The 14,150-nt window shown below is 75.0% G+C and carries 15 protein-coding genes; 9 read left to right on the plus strand and 6 right to left on the minus strand.

Translation table 11 applies throughout. The features are described from left to right. Positions 1-52 precede the first annotated feature (52 nt). Positions 53-1,645 carry an LCP family protein gene (locus tag CLV92_RS12665; RefSeq protein ID WP_158257231.1) on the plus strand — a complete coding sequence of 531 codons (1,593 nt, stop codon included), beginning with the start codon at positions 53-55 and terminating at the stop codon, positions 1,643-1,645. A gap of 91 nt (positions 1,646-1,736) precedes the next feature. Here the strand turns inward: CLV92_RS12665 and CLV92_RS12670 are convergent, their stop codons facing one another. Then, positions 1,737-2,201: a hypothetical protein gene (locus CLV92_RS12670; protein WP_104433178.1), complete on the minus strand. Its 465-nt coding sequence runs from the start codon at positions 2,199-2,201 to the stop codon at positions 1,737-1,739. 111 nt (positions 2,202-2,312) lie between these two features. Next, positions 2,313-3,248, minus strand: a complete 936-nt coding sequence (locus CLV92_RS12675; RefSeq protein ID WP_104433179.1) for an alpha/beta hydrolase — start codon at positions 3,246-3,248, stop codon at positions 2,313-2,315. Between the two features lie 112 nt (positions 3,249-3,360). On the opposite strand from CLV92_RS12675, the gene CLV92_RS12680 reads away from it, so the two are divergent. The 4 genes from CLV92_RS12680 (at position 3,361) to CLV92_RS12695 (ending at position 6,309) form a co-directional block, all read left to right on the plus strand. Then, positions 3,361-3,960, plus strand: a complete 600-nt coding sequence (locus CLV92_RS12680; protein ID WP_104433180.1) for a helix-turn-helix domain-containing protein — start codon at positions 3,361-3,363, stop codon at positions 3,958-3,960. 17 nt (positions 3,961-3,977) lie between these two features. Next, entirely contained in the window at positions 3,978-4,586 is a 609-nt protein-coding gene (locus tag CLV92_RS12685; protein WP_211291095.1) for a tetratricopeptide repeat protein, read from the plus strand. Beyond that, a complete protein-coding gene (locus tag CLV92_RS12690; protein WP_104433181.1) occupies positions 4,583-5,026 on the plus strand; it encodes a GNAT family N-acetyltransferase in 444 nt (147 codons plus the stop codon). The genes CLV92_RS12685 and CLV92_RS12690 overlap by 4 nt, the downstream gene beginning before the upstream one ends. 83 nt (positions 5,027-5,109) lie before the next feature. Continuing rightward, positions 5,110-6,309, plus strand: a complete 1,200-nt coding sequence (locus CLV92_RS12695; protein ID WP_104433182.1) for a PP2C family protein-serine/threonine phosphatase — start codon at positions 5,110-5,112, stop codon at positions 6,307-6,309. Between the two features lie 30 nt (positions 6,310-6,339). On the opposite strand, the gene CLV92_RS12700 is transcribed toward CLV92_RS12695, so the two are convergent. Then, positions 6,340-7,062, minus strand: a complete 723-nt coding sequence (locus CLV92_RS12700; protein WP_104433183.1) for an alpha/beta fold hydrolase — start codon at positions 7,060-7,062, stop codon at positions 6,340-6,342. 70 nt (positions 7,063-7,132) lie between these two features. On the opposite strand from CLV92_RS12700, the gene CLV92_RS21465 reads away from it, so the two are divergent. Next, positions 7,133-7,273 carry a hypothetical protein gene (locus CLV92_RS21465; protein ID WP_158257232.1) on the plus strand — a complete coding sequence of 47 codons (141 nt, stop codon included), beginning with the start codon at positions 7,133-7,135 and terminating at the stop codon, positions 7,271-7,273. 72 nt (positions 7,274-7,345) lie between these two features. Here CLV92_RS21465 and CLV92_RS12705 read toward each other — a convergent pair whose 3' ends face one another. The 3 genes from CLV92_RS12705 to CLV92_RS12715 form a co-directional block, all read right to left on the minus strand. Then, a complete protein-coding gene (locus tag CLV92_RS12705) occupies positions 7,346-8,365 on the minus strand; it encodes a LacI family DNA-binding transcriptional regulator (RefSeq protein WP_104433184.1) in 1,020 nt (339 codons plus the stop codon). A 67-nt stretch (positions 8,366-8,432) separates the two neighbouring features. Next, positions 8,433-9,602, minus strand: a complete 1,170-nt coding sequence (locus tag CLV92_RS12710; RefSeq protein WP_104433185.1) for an endo-1,4-beta-xylanase — start codon at positions 9,600-9,602, stop codon at positions 8,433-8,435. A gap of 213 nt (positions 9,603-9,815) precedes the next feature. Further along, positions 9,816-11,300 (minus strand): MFS transporter, encoded by a 1,485-nt coding sequence (locus CLV92_RS12715; protein ID WP_104433186.1) that lies wholly within the window; start codon positions 11,298-11,300, stop codon positions 9,816-9,818. 85 nt (positions 11,301-11,385) lie between these two features. On the opposite strand from CLV92_RS12715, the gene CLV92_RS12720 reads away from it, so the two are divergent. From CLV92_RS12720 to CLV92_RS12730, 3 genes are all read left to right on the plus strand, one after another. Further along, on the plus strand, positions 11,386-11,802 hold the full coding sequence (locus CLV92_RS12720; RefSeq protein ID WP_211291096.1) for a MarR family winged helix-turn-helix transcriptional regulator: 417 nt from the start codon (positions 11,386-11,388) through the stop codon (positions 11,800-11,802). Positions 11,803-11,854: 52 nt separating this feature from the next. After that, a complete protein-coding gene (locus tag CLV92_RS12725) occupies positions 11,855-12,823 on the plus strand; it encodes a beta-ketoacyl-ACP synthase 3 (protein ID WP_104433187.1) in 969 nt (322 codons plus the stop codon). A 222-nt stretch (positions 12,824-13,045) separates the two neighbouring features. Further along, entirely contained in the window at positions 13,046-14,095 is a 1,050-nt protein-coding gene (locus CLV92_RS12730) for a TerC family protein (protein ID WP_104433188.1), read from the plus strand. The last annotated feature ends 55 nt before the right edge of the window (positions 14,096-14,150 follow it).

The following is a 14,150-nucleotide window of genomic DNA, read 5'->3' on the forward strand; positions in this document are numbered from 1 at the left end:
GGTCGCTCATGGTGGGCGTGCGGCTGCCGAACGGTCGCTTATGGTGACGTCCGTGCCGAGATCCGAGTCGCCGACCGAGCGTCCGCCCGTGCAGGGCACCGCGCCGGTCACGGGCGTCCCGGGTGCCGGCCGCTCCGCGCGCGGCCGCCACGCCAGCCAGGAGCACGGCCTGGCCTACCGCCTGCTGCGCGCCGCCGGTGTCGGGGTGCTGGCGTTCTCCACGGTCGGCGCCGCGGGTGGGGCCTACGCCTGGTACCAGCTCGAGGGCAACATCAACACCCAGGACATCGACGCCTGGGTGGGCGAGGCACCGCCGGACGAGGCGGCCGCCGATCCGACGACCGGCCAGGAGCCGCTCAACATCCTCGTGATGGGCAGCGACACCCGGGACCTCGCGGACGGCACGGGCGGGCAGTACGGCGGCGAGTCCGCCGACCCGGGGGCGCGCTCGGACACGACGGTCCTCGTCCACCTGGCCGCGGACCGGGAGAGCGCCGCGTTCGTGAGCATCCCGCGCGACTCGATGGTGCAGATCCCCGACTGCACGCGGGAGGACGGCACGGTCGTCCCCGGCCGCCGCGGCATGTTCAACGACGCGTTCTCCGAGGCCGGCCCGGCCTGCACGATCAAGACCGTCCAGCGGCTGACCGGCGTCCCGGTCGACCACCACGCCGTCGTGGACTTCAGCGGCTTCCGCTCGATGGTCGACGCCCTGAACGGGGTGGAGATCTGCCTGCCGAAGAAGATCGACGACAAGAAGGCCAACCTCCGCCTGCCCGCCGGGCGCCACCAGGTCGACGGCGAGACCGCCCTGGCCTACGCGCGGGTCCGCTACATCGGTGACGGCTCGGACATCAGCCGGATCGCCCGCCAGCAGGCGCTGATGTCGTCGATGGTGCAGAAGATCACCAGCTCCGAGACGCTGTTCCGCCCGGACCGGTTGTACTCGTTCCTGGACGCTGCGACGAGCTCCGTGACGACGGACCCCGACCTCGCGAAGCTGAACTACCTGCGCAAGCTCGCCATGGGCCTGAAGGACATCCCGGCCGACGGGGTGCAGTTCGTCACCGTGCCCAACGAGCCGGACCCGAAGGACCCGAACCGCCTGGTGTGGACGCCGGCGGCGGACCTGCTGTGGAAGCAGATCCGCACCGACACCCGCGTCGGCGCGCCGCCGGCCCCCGCCCCCACGTCCAGCGCGGCCCCGTCGGCGTCCTCGGCGCTGACGGTGCCGCCGGCGAAGATCTCCGTGGAGGTCCTCAACGTCGGTGGGGTCAAGGGCGCCGCCCGCACGGCCGCCGAGGGGCTGACCGGGCAGGGGTTCACCGTCACGCGCACCGGCGACGCCGAGCCGACGGCCTCCGCCTCCGGGGTCCTCGTCCGCTACGGCCCCGACCGCAAGGACAGCGCCGCGACGGTGGCGGCCGCCTTCCCCGGCGCGAAGAGCAGGCTGGACCCGGCGCTGGGGAAGACGGTCGTCGTCGAGGTCGGCACGAAGGCCCCCGCAGTGGTCGACGTCCGGCTGCGCCTGGGGCAGGCGCCGGCGCCGTCCGCGGCCCCGGGCGCGAAGCCGTCGGCGGGCACCACCCCCGCGCCCGCGCCCACGATCGAGGCGCGCGTCGCCAGCGACGACATCTGCGCCTGAGGGGCGGGGTGGACGCCGTCGGGCGCCGCCCGAGTGCTCGGACGGCGCCCGAGGGGACGCTGCGGGTTCCTGCGGCGCGGAGCGGCCGCCGTCAGGCGGGGAGCGCGATCCGAGCCGCCGGCCGGCCGGCCTCGGCCGGGCGGGGTGCGGACTGGGCGGGCCGGACCGGGGCCTGCTGCGCGATCTGCACCTCGCGCCAGCGGACGTAGCGCAGGGCGTTGCCGAACTCCCCGGCGGTGAGGGCGAGGCCCCACACCTCCACCAGGTGGTGCAGGTAGCCCAGGCTCAGCGGCTGGCCGGGCGCCAGGGCGCGGCTGCGGCGGTCGCGGGCGACGTGGAAGGCCAGCGGCGGCAGGGGCCGGCCCTCCGCGACGGGCGCACCGGTGGTGGCGCGGAGGAACTCCCGGTCGCCGGGGGTGAGGGTGGCGAGGACGCGGCGGTCCTGCTCCTCGACGAGCGCCGGGCGCCGGCGCACCACGGCCGGGGGAGCGCCTGCCGGCCGGAGCGCGGGGCTGCTGGAGGCCGGGGTGCTGGGGGCCAGGACGTCGGTGCTCATGGGTGCTCCCGGGTGCCGAGGGGGTCTCGCGCTGCTCATCGGCACGTTCCCCTCGGCACTTGAGCCCCGGTCCTGGATCGCCCGACCGGGTGATCCGCGGCGGCTCCCGGCTCAGCCCCCGACGGCGCCCGCTCCCCGGGTCCGCCGCTGCGCCCAGTCCACGACGAGCCGCACGACGCGCGGGTCGAGCGGGCCGCGGACCTCCTTGCGGTAGGCGCTGAGGGAGGCCGGGCCCGGCTGCGGGCGCAGCACGTGGGTGACGTCGGGCACCCGGTGGGCCTCGACGGGCGCGGGGACGAGCGCGGCGATCCGGTCGAGGTCCGCGGCGTCGACCTGGAGGTCCTTCTCCCCGGTGACGGCCAGGACGGGCACCCGGATGCGGGCGAGGTCGGCGGAGGGGTCGTACGCCATGAACTCCCGGTGCCACCGGGCGTTGAAGCGGACGCCGCCGATGCGGGCGACGTCGGTGGTGGTGGCCTTGACGCGGGCGTGGTTCTTGCGGATCTTCGCGGTCAGGTCGGTGCGCAGGAGGCGCAGCAGGAGCCGCACGGGTGCGGGCAGGGTGGGGCCGAGCTGCTGCGCCTGCCAGATCAGCACGTCCTCGCCGCGGGTGGCGGTGCTGCTGAGGAGGGCGGCGCCGCAGGTGGGGGCGCCGTCGCCGGCGAGGATGGTGGCGAGCAGGGCGCCCTCGCTGTGCCCGACGAGCAGGACGCGGTCCGGGTCCACGCCGGGGGCGGCGCGCAGGGCGTCGAGGGCGGCGCGGGCGTCGGCGGCGTTGTCGGAGAAGCCCGCGGCCCGCCAGTCGCCGTCGCTGGCCCCGACGCCGCGCTTGTCGTAGCGCAGGGTGGCGATGCCGGCGGTGGAGAGGGCGGCGGCCAGTTCGCGGGTGACGCCGAGCCTGGCCCGCCGGTGGTCGGAGTCGCGGTCGAGGGGTCCGGAGCCGGGGATGAGCAGCGCGGCGGGGTGCGGCCCGGGGCCGGGCGGGACGGTGAGGGTGCCGCTCAGGGTCAGCGCCCCGGAGGGGAAGGTCAGGGTCGTCTCGGGCACGGGGCTCCTCGGGGGCGTCGGTGCCGGCGGGGCGGCGGGCGTCGTCACGGTTGCGATGGTTCTCGAATGGGAGAATGATGTCAACTGTGAGAACAGTTAGGGTGGTCCGACCGTGAAGCTCGCCGAACTGCTGCTGCACCCGCTGCGGCTGCGCATCGTCCAGGCCTTCCTCGGCGACCGGACCCTCACCACGGCCGACCTGCGCGCCGAGCTTCCCGAGGCGGCCGCGGCGACGCTCTACCGGCAGGTGGCGCTCCTCGCCGACGCCGGCGTGCTCGAGGTCTGCGCGCAGCGCCGCGTGCGGGGGACCGTCGAGCGGACCTACCGCCTGCGCACCGGCGCCGCCTCGCTGGAGGCCGCGGACCTCGCCGGCATGAGCGTGGAGGAGCACCGGCAGGGCTTCCTCGCGTTCACCGCGAGCCTGCTCGCCGACTACGACCGCTACCTCGCGGGCGCGGACCCCGACCCGGGCCGCGACCTCGTCGGCTACCGGCAGGCGGCGCTGCACCTGTCGGACGAGGAGCTGGGAGACCTCGCGGCGGAGCTGCGCGAGGTCGTGCTCCGCCGCCTGGCCCTGGCCCCGGCCCCCGGGCGCCGCCGCCGGCTGCTGAGCACCGTGCTCATGCCCGCCGACGTCCCCGCCGACGTCCCCGGCGGTGGCACCGACGCGCAGGACGAGGATGCGCCGCCCCCCGAGCCTCCCGGCGCGTGACCTGCGACCCTGTGACTGTGAGCGACGAGACGCCGCAGCAGAGTGCAGGAACGGTGCTGGCCGGGGAGCCGGACCGGGCGGAGCCCGCGACGTGGGAGGAGCGGGTGGCCGCCCTGTGGGAGCGCGCCGAGGAGCTGCACGAGGAGGAGGTGCTCGCGGCGGTGGAGGAGCTCGCCGCCGAGCGTCCCGCCGGCGACCCCCTCGCGCTCTTCGAGCGGGCCGGCGCCCACGACTTCGCCGGGCGCGACGCGGAGGCGGCGCCGCTGTACCGGGCCGCGCTCGACGCCGGCCTGGCGGGGGAGCTGCGCGCGCAGGCCCTCGTCCAGCTCGCCGCGTCGCTGCGCGCCGTCGGCCGCCCCGCCGACGCCCTCGACGTGCTGGGCTCCGAGGGGCCGGGTCCCGAGGTGCTGGACCCCGGGGCCGCCGACGACGCCGGGGACGACGGGTTCGCCGCCGCCTCCGAGGGCATCGCCGCGCTCTGCCTGGCCGACCTCGGCCGCGACCGCGAGGGCCTCGTGCGGGCGCTGCTCGCACTCGCCCGCCACGCCGGCCCCTACGGCCCCGCCCTGGAGGCGTACGGGGCGGAGCTGCGGCAGGCCGGCGCCGAGGAGGTCGACGGCCCGTGATCGTCAACCTGCGGCGGGCCGCCCCCTCCGACGCCGACGCGGTGACCCAGGTGCTGCTGCGCTCCCGCGAGGAGTCCGCCCTGGCGGTGGTCCACACCCCGGTGGAGGTGCGCCGGTGGGTGGGGGAGGACCTCATCCCCGGTCGCTGCACGTGGATCGCCCTGGTGGACGAGCGCATCGTGGGGGTGGCCGCCGTGGAGGACGACTGGCTGGTGCAGCACTACGTCGTCCCGGAGGCCCAGGAGCACGGGGTGGGCCGCGCGCTGCTGGACGTCGCCAAGGAGCACAGCGCCGGGGCGCTGCAGATCCACCTGTACCAGCGCAACGTGCGCGCGCAGCGCTTCTACGCCGCGGCCGGTTTCGTGGTGACGGCTGCGGGCAACGGAGAGGCCAACCCGGACGGCGAGCCGGACCTGGTGATGTCCTGGCGGCAGGAGTGACACTGAGGGCCCGCACTCCCCGGGGGGCGTGAGGCCGCCCCGGGGTGGATGCTGGGGGCGAAAGCCGGAGAAGGGGGCGGACGGTGGGCGACAGCCGGCCCGAGGACCCGCACGCGGTCGTGCTGGAGATGCTGAACCGTGCCCACACCCTGCCGCCGTGGCTGCTGGCCACGTGGGTGGAGCGGTACTCCCACCGCATCGGCGCCACGTCCGTGCGCATCTACCTCAACGACTACGAGCAGCGCGCGCTGATGCCGCTGACCGTCTCCGGGGAGGCGCCGGACGCCGTCCGCCCGGTGCCCGTCGACGGCACGCCCGCCGGCCGGGCCTTCGCGCACACCGAGCAGGTCGAGGCGCTGACCCCCGGCGACGGCCGGCTGTGGACGCCGATGATCGACGGCGCCGACCGGCTCGGAGTCGTGGAGCTGGGCTTCCCGGAGGTCGACGAGGACACCCGTGAGCTGGCCCGGCGCTTCACGGACGTCGTCACCGTCCTCCTGATCAGCAAGGGCGGGCACACGGACGTCTACTTCCGCGCGCGCCGCAACCGCGCCATGACCCTGCCCGCGGAGATGCAGTGGCACCTGCTGCCGCCGCTGACCGTGGTCGATCCGCGCGTGGCCCTCACCGGGGTCGTCGAGCCGAGCTACGAGGTGGGCGGGGACGCCTTCGACTACGCCATCAACCACGGCACCGCCCACCTCGCCATCTTCGACGCGATGGGCCACGGGCTGAGCGCGAGCGTGATGTCGGCCGTGGCGGTCGGCGCCTACCGCCACGCCCGGCGGGCGGGGGTGCCCGTGGAGAAGATGTACTCCCTCATCGACGCCGAGTTCTCCCGGGAGTTCGGAGCGGAGCGGTTCGTCACGGCGCAGCTCGCCGACCTGGACCTGGCCACCGGCTGCCTGCGCCTCGTCAACGCCGGGCACCCCGCGCCGCTGCTGGTGCGCGGCTCGCGGGTGGTGGACCGGCTCTCCGGCCCCGCGACGCTCCCCATCGGCCTCGGCGGGACGGAACCGGACGCCACCGTCTGGGACCTGCAGCCGGGGGACATGGTGCTGCTCTACACCGACGGGGTCGTCGAGGCGCGCCGCCACGGCGACGAGTTCGGCGAGGAGCGCTTCGTCGACCTCGTGGAGCAGGAGGTGCGGACGGGCCTGCCGCTGCCGGAGGTGCTGCGCCGCATCAACCTCGCGGCCCTGGACTGGGCGGGGTCGGAACTGCGGGACGACGCGACGATGCTGCTGGTCGAGTGGCGCTCCCCGGACCTGCCCCCGTACTGACCCGCCCCTGCCCGCCCGCGGGTCGGCCTCCTACCGGGCCGCCGCCAGCAGGATCCGGGCGAGGTCCTCCGGCCGCGACAGCATCGGCCAGTGCCCCGTGGGCAGGTCCACGTAGGTGGCGTCGAGGCCGCGCAGCTCGGTGAAGTACGGGTGCCCCGACGCGACGAGCTCCTCGACCTCCTCCGCGGGGAAGACGGAGCACACCACGGTCACGGGGACCTGCCTGCGGCGGGGATCGCGCAGGTGCAGGACGTCGCGGGCCACACCCGCGGGCTGCGGCAGCGCGCGGGCTCGGAACTCCGCCAGGTCGGCGTCGGTGAGGCCGTCGGTGGCGGCGCCGCTCTCGGCCAGCTCCGCCCACGACGGCAGGGGGATCTCGGTCAGCTCCGCGGGCACGTCGGCGTCGAAGGCGCTGCCGTCGGGCATGGGGCCGCTGTCGACGTACACCGCCCGGTGCACGAGCTCCGGGACCCGGTCGGTGGCCCCGTACACCGGGCGCCCGGCGCCGCTGTGGCCGACGAGGACGCCTCCGCCGGTGGAGCGCAGGGCCTCGACGACGGCCTCGACGTGGTCCTCCAGCCCGATGCGGGAGCGGTCCTCGCCGGCGGAGCCCAGGCCGGGCAGGTCGACGCGCGCGACGGGATGCCCGGCGGCTTCGAGGTGCGGGGCGACGCGGTCCCACGCCCAGCCGCCGAGCCAGAACCCCGGGACGAGGACGAAGGGGACAGCGGTTCCGCTCTGCGCACTGGTCATGGCCCGAGCCTCCTCCCCACCTCGGACAGCTCCACTGGCAGCCGGTCCCGGGCGCTGGAACGCTGGGCGCATGACCTCCGTCCCGGACTTCTCGCAGGCCACCGCCGCCGCCGCCGTCGAGCGCGTCACGCCGGAGGGGGGCGAGCCGATCACCGCCGCCGACGCCGAGGCGGGTGCGGCCGGTCTCGCGGCCGACGACCAGCAGGACTGATCCCGCCTCGGTGATCCCCGCTCCGTCGACGGGTGCGACGCCGCACCGTCGTTCCCGTCGAGGAGCTGCGGATCACGCGCGCGGGGGTGCCGTGCTCTCCCGGACGACCAGGCTCGTGGCCAGTTCCACCCGGGGGTTGTCCGCGGTCTCGCCGGCGGCCATCGCCAGCACGGTGCGGGCGGCCAGCGCTCCCATCTCCGCCAGCGGCTGCCGCACGGTCGTCAGCGGCGGGGACGCCCAGGCCGCCAGCGCCAGGTCGTCGAAGCCGACGATGCTGACGTCGTCGGGCACGCGCAGCCCGCTGCGGCGGACGGCCTCGTACACCCCGAGGGCCATCTGGTCGCTGGCGGCGAAGACGGCCGTGGGCGGCTGCGGCAGCGCCAGCAGCTCGGCCCCGAGGCGGTAGCCGGACTCCTGGTAGAAGTCGCCCTCCCGCACGAGGTCGGGGTCGAGTTCGAGCCCGGCCGACTCCAGCCCCGCCCGGTAGCCGTCCAGGCGGGCGCGGCTGCACAGCAGGCCGCGCGGGCCGCCGACGAGGGCGATGCGCCGGTGCCCGAGCTCCACGAGGTGCTCCGTGGCCGCGAGACCGCCCGCCCAGTTCGTCGCGCCCACGGTCGGCACGTCGTAGGGCGGGACGCCCGCCGGGTCGACGACCACCACCGGCACGGCGAGCTGGCGCAGTTCCTCGGTGAGGGGCGGGTCGAGGTCGGAGGTGACGAGGATGACGCCGTCGCCGCCGCGGGCCTGGAGGTTGGACAGCCACTGCCGCGCCGAGTCCGAGGTGCGGTGGACGGCGGAGACGACCGTCCCGGCGCCGGCGGCGTGCGCCACGTCCTCCACGCCGCGCAGGATCTCCACGGCCCACGGGGAGTCCAGGTCGTTGAAGACGAGGTCGAGCAGTCCCGCGCGGGTGCTGCGGGCCCGGGGCGGCGGGCGGTAGCCGTGCTCGCGCAGCAGCGCCTCGACGCGCTCGCGGGTGGCGGCTGCGACGTCGCCGCGGCCGTTGACGACGCGGGAGACGGTGGGCACGGAGACCCCGGCGGCGCGAGCGATCTCGGTGATCGTGACGCTGCGCCCGCGGACGTCGGACATGCCGTCAGCCTAGGGGGCGGGTGGGCGCCGCGACCGCGCCCACCCGCCCCGTTGCAGGGCCTCCTGCTCAGCCCCGGACCGTGCGGCCGCTCGCGGCGGCGAGGGTGTCGCGCAGCGCGTGGTAGGCGGGCTTGCGCTCGAGGTCTGCGGTCATGATCGTGGCGTGGCCCTCGCCGGAGAAGAAGACGGGGACCCAGGAGTACTCGTCGGTGAACCCCCAGACGGTGAAGGAGTTGCAGTCCTCGACGGCGAGGCAGGCCTCGAGGGCGCGGCGGTAGTCGCTGGCCTGGCGCTGCTCCTGGGCCGCGGTGGGCTGCTGGCCCTGCGGCACGTCCATGCGGACGTCGATCTCGGTGACGGCGGTCTCGAGGCCGAGGTCGTCGAAGCGCTGCAGGTTGGCCTGCAGGTCGCCGGGGAAGCCGTAGCGGGTGCTGAGGTGCCCCTGGACGGAGAAGCCGTGGACGGGCACGCCCTGGGCGAGGAGGTCCTGGACGAGGGCGTAGTAGGCGTCGCTCTTGGCGTTGAGGCCCTCCACGCCGTAGTCGTTGACGAAGAGCTTCGCCTTCGGGTCGGCCTCGTGGGCCCAGCGGAAGGCGTCGGCGATGATGCCGGGGCCGAGTTCGCGGATCCAGATGTTGTCCGTGGTGCGCAGCGTGCCGTCGCCGTTGAAGATCTCGTTGGCGACGTCCCACTGGTCGATCCGTCCCGCGTAGCGGCCGACGACGGTGGTGATGTGCTCCTTGAGGATGGCGCGCAGCTCCTCGGCGGTGAAGTCGCCCTGCTCCAGCCACTCGGGGTTCTGGCTGTGCCACAGCAGGGTGTGGCCGCGGACGTCCTGCTTGTTGCGCTCGGCGAACTCGACGACGGCGTCGGCGGGGCCGAAGTTCCACACGTCGCGCTCGGGCCGGAGGAACTCCCACTTCATCTGGTTCTCGGGGGAGAGGGAGCTGAACTCCGCGGCGAGGACGCGCCGGTACTCCTGGTCGGAGGTGAAGGGGTCGGGGTAGGGCTGGGCGAGGTGGTGGCCGCCGCCGGCGACGGCGGTGCCGATGACGAGGTCCTTCGGCGCGACCCAGCGGAGGGTGTCCTTCTTGGCCTGCCCGGGCGGGCGGGCGTCGGCGCCGGGGTGGGCGGGGGTGGGTGCCGCGCCGGCGGGCATCGCCGCGGCGAGGAGGAGGGGGGCGGCGGCCAGTCCGACGAGGGCGCGGGCGGCGTGGCGGCTGAGGGGGGTGCGCATTCCGGCTCCTGAGGGCTCCGTTGCCAGTTCCGGAAGACTTCCGGAAGAGTTGCGGGAACCGTAGGTCCGTCCTGCCGGGCCGTCAAGTGCCGCCCCGGCCAGGGGTGATCCCCGCCCTCTCGACGGATGCGACGGTCCCGTGTCGCATCCGTCGAGAGGGCGGGGATCACCGGCGGTGGCTCGGTCGGCCCGACCGGCCCGGCGCGCCGCGGGTCAGCCTCCGACGGGTTCCGGGGCGGGTTCGGGCGCGGCGGGTGCGGCGACCGCGCGCCGGGTCTGCAGCAGCATCGCGACGCCGAGGGCGGTGCCGAGCGCGCTGAGGGCGACGACGACGGCGACGGCGGGCACCATCCCGGGCAGCAGGGCGCCGGGGACGGGCGCGACCGCGGTGCTGGTGATGGCGCTGATCGCGGCGAGGGTGACGGCGCCGCCGACCTGGATGCTGGTGTTCACCAGCCCCGAGGCCAGGCCCTGCTCGGAGTCGGCGACGCCGGCGGTCGCCTGGGCGTTGACCGCGGGGAAGGTGAGGGCGAACCCCACGCCCAGCAGGAGCATCGTGGGCAGGAGGAACGAGGCGTAGCCCGCCCCGGGCTGCACCCGCAGGAACAGGGCGTAGCCGAGGGTGAAGGCCGCCATCCCGGCCGTGATGAGCGGCAGGGTGCCGAAGCGGGCGAGCACCCGGTCGATCCTGGTGGCGCTGGCGACGACGAGGAGCCCGGCGGGCAGGAACCCGAGCGCCATCGCCAGCGGCGACCAGCCCAGGGAGTTCTGCAGGTACAGGGTGGCGACGAACTGGAAGGCGACGTAGCCGCCGAACATCACCGCGCCGCTGACGTTGGCGTGCACCAGGTGCCGCGAGCGCAGGATGCCGAGCCGGACGAGCGGCTGCGGGTGCCGGAGCTCGACGCGGACGAACAGCGCGCCGAGGGCCGCGGCGGCCAGCAGCGCCCCCCACGTGGCGGGGGAGGACCAGCCGCGCTCGGGCGCCTCCACGACGGCGTGCACGAGCAGCAGCAGGGCGGCGGTCACGGTGGTGGCCCCGAGGAGGTCGAGCTGCCGCAGCGAGACGCGCCGCCGCGGGGAGCGGGGGACGACGGACAGCCCGGCGAGGACGAGCAGCAGCGCGACGGGGCCGGGGACGAGGAACGTGGCGCGCCAGCCCAGTTCGGTGAGGAGGCCGCCGGCGACCAGGCCGAAGGAGAACCCGCTCGCGCCGCAGACGGTGTAGATGCTGAGCGCGCGGTTGCGGGCGGGGCCCTCGGTGAACGTGGTGGTGATGATCGACAGCCCGGCGGGGACGGTGAAGGCGGCGGCGACGCCCTTGGCGAAGCGCAGCGCGATGAGGGCCACGTCGTCGGTGAGGAAGGCGCTGGCCACGGAGGCGAGGCCGAAGACGGTGACGGCGGTGAGGAAGACGGGGCGGCGCCCGAGCAGGTCCGCCGCCCGGCCACCGAGCAGGAGCAGGCCGCCGTAACCGAGCACGTACCCGCTGACGATCCACTGCAGCGCGGCGGGGGACATGTCGAGGTCGGCGCCGAGCGAGGGCAGCGCGACGCCGACCATCGAGATGTCGAGGCCGTCGAGGAAGAGCGCTCCGCAGAGGACCACGAGCAGGAGCCAGGTGCGTGCGGGCCAGTCGCCGGCGGTGGTGACGCGGACGGGACGGGTCTGCCCGTCCGGTGCGGTGTCGGAGGTCATGGCCGGGAGTCTTATGCACGTGCATCAAATGCACAAGCATTAATTGCTCACGCATGCGAGCGGGGGTGCGGCGTAGACTGCGGGCGTGCCCGACGTGTCCGACGAGTCGCTCGCCCAGTCCTGGCACGACCTCATGGGCCGCTACGCCCGCCTCACCTGCCGTCTCGACCGCGAACTCGAGGCCGCACACGGGTTGTCCTCCAGCGAGTTCGAGGTGCTGCAGCAGCTCCACGGCCCCGCCGGCCCCGGCAAGCTGCGCATGACGGAACTCGGCGAGCGCGCCCACCTCAGCCAGAGCGCCCTGTCGCGCTTGGTCGGCCGGCTCGAGCGCGACGGCCTGGTGCGGCGCGCCGCCTGCGAGGCCGACCGCCGCGCGGTGTGGATCCACATCACCGACGCCGGCCGCGCCCGCTACCAGGAGGCGCAGCCCACCCAGCGCGCGATCCTGCGCACCGAGACCTGGTGCGCGGCCGTGCCGCCCCCGGAGGAGCCGGCCGGCTGAGCCGCCCCGCCACGCGCGCGCCGGTCCGTTCACCCGCTGGTACCGTCCGAACATGAGGGGCTTCGGTGAGCGCGGCAGCCAGGTGCTCGGGTTGGGCCACCACCAGCCCCCGCAGGTCCTGACGAACGAGGATCTCAGCGCCCGCGTCGACACCAGCGACGAGTGGATCCGCACCCGCACCGGCATCAGCACCCGCCACGTCGCCGGCGACGGCGACACGGTGGCCTCCATGGGTGCCGCCGCGGCGCGCATGGCGCTGGCGGAGGCGGGCACCGACCCGCAGCGCGTCTCCATGGTCGTCCTCGCCACCATGACCGACGAGGACCGCAGCCCCAACTCCGCCGGCCGCGTCGCCGCCGAGCTCGGGCTGGCCGGCCCCGCCGTCCTCGACGTCAACACCGCCTGCTCGGGGTTCGAGTACGCCCTCGGCATCGCCGACCAGGCCGTGCGCGCCGGCACCGCCGACCACGTCCTCGTCATCGGCTCCGAGAAGATGACCGCCGTCACCGACTGGTCGGACCGCTCGACCTGCGTGCTCACCGGCGACGGTGCCGGGGCGCTGCTCATCGGCCCGTCGGAGCCGGCGCTCCTCAGCTCCGTCGTGTGGGGCTCGGTGCCCCACCTGCTGGAGGCGGTGCGGGTGGAGGGCACGCCCTCGCGCTTCGCGCAGGAGGGTCGCAGCGTCTACCGCTGGGCCATCACCGAGGCCGCCACGCACGCCGAGCACGTCCTCAAGGCCGCCGGGATGACCGCCGCGGACCTCGGGGTCCTCGCCTTCCACCAGGCCAACCTGCGCATCGTCGAGCCGCTGGCCCGCGCCCTCGGCGCCGAGAACGCCGTCGTCATCACCGACGTCACCGAGTCCGGCAACACCTCCGCGGCCAGCGTCCCCCTCGGCCTCTCGAAGGCGTGGCACCGCGGGGAGCTCCCGGCCGGTGCGCCCGCCCTGCTGTTCGGCTTCGGGGGCGGTTTCACCTACGCCGGTCTCGTCGCCCACCTGCCGGACCAGCTCCCCGGCTGAGGCGCGCGGGGGGCCGGGCGCGCAGTCGCCCGCACCGGGGGTTGCCGCAACGCCCCTTGCGTTCCGCGGGATGCCGTGTTCCACTGGAGGTGTTGGTGGAGGGGAGTATCCCCGTCGCGCCTCATCGTCAGTACGGCCTCCCGTGCGGGGCCCGGTGAGGCGGGCCCTTCTGGGGCTGGGAGAGACCTCCGGTCGGTTCGGCCTGACCGGAGGTGGGTTGTCGTGGACGTCCCGTTGTGGGGTTGGCTCGCGGTGCTGGGTGTGATCCTGGCGATGCTGGCGGTGGACCTGTTCGCGCACCGTCGTGCTCATGTCATCGGGGTGCGTGAGGCGGCGGCGTGGTCGGCGCTGTGGGTGGTGTGCGGTGTCTCGTTCGGGGCGCTGGTCTGGGCCCTGTACGGCGCGGAGTTCGGCCAGCAGTACTACGCCGGCTACCTGATCGAGAAGTCGCTGTCCGTGGACAACGTCTTCGTCTGGGCGATCATCTTCACCTTCTTCGCGGTGCCGCGGGAGCTGCAGCACCGGGTCCTGTTCTTCGGTGTGCTGGGTGCTCTGGTGCTGCGGGGGGCCTTCATCGCCGCCGGTGCCGCCCTGATCGCCAGTTTCAGCTGGGTGCTCTACGTCTTCGCCGCGTTCCTGCTCTACACCGGTTACCGGATGCTGCGTCAGCGCGAGGAGCACCTGGACCCGGAGTCCTCCCGCGCGCTGCGGTTGTTCCGCCGCTGGGTGCCGATGACCGACGCGTACCACGGGCAGCGCTTCCTCGTCCGCAGGGGCGGGGTCCTGCTGGCCACGCCGCTGCTGGCGGTGCTGGTGCTGGTGGAGGTCACCGACGTGGTCTTCGCGGTGGACTCCATCCCGGCGATCTTCGCGGTGACCAGCGAGCCGTTCCTGGTGTTCACCGCCAACGCCTTCGCGATCCTGGGTCTGCGGGCGATGTACTTCCTGCTGGCCGACCTCATCCACCGCTTCGTGTACCTGAAGGTCGGCCTCGCGCTGGTGCTGATGTGGGTGGGGGTGAAGATGCTGCTGCAGGTCGACGTGGTCCACGTGCCCACCACGATCTCGCTGGCGGTCATCGTCACCATCCTCACCGCCGCCGTCGTCGCCAGCCTGCGCGCCACCCGCGGACAGGGACGACAGGCCCTGTCCGCACCCGCCGCAGCGCCCTTCCGCACCGCCACCGACGCGGAACTGGCTGCGCTGCAACCGCTGTGGCGCAGGACCGGCGCCTCCCGGGTGACGTCGAGCTCCTCGTCGGCCGATCGGTGAACCCGCCCCCGAACCCTGCCGCACCCTGGCAGGGTTCGGGGGCAGCGTGGACGGC

The sequence above is a fragment of the Kineococcus xinjiangensis genome, from assembly GCF_002934625.1.
Taxonomy (GTDB): domain Bacteria; phylum Actinomycetota; class Actinomycetes; order Actinomycetales; family Kineococcaceae; genus Kineococcus_A; species Kineococcus_A xinjiangensis.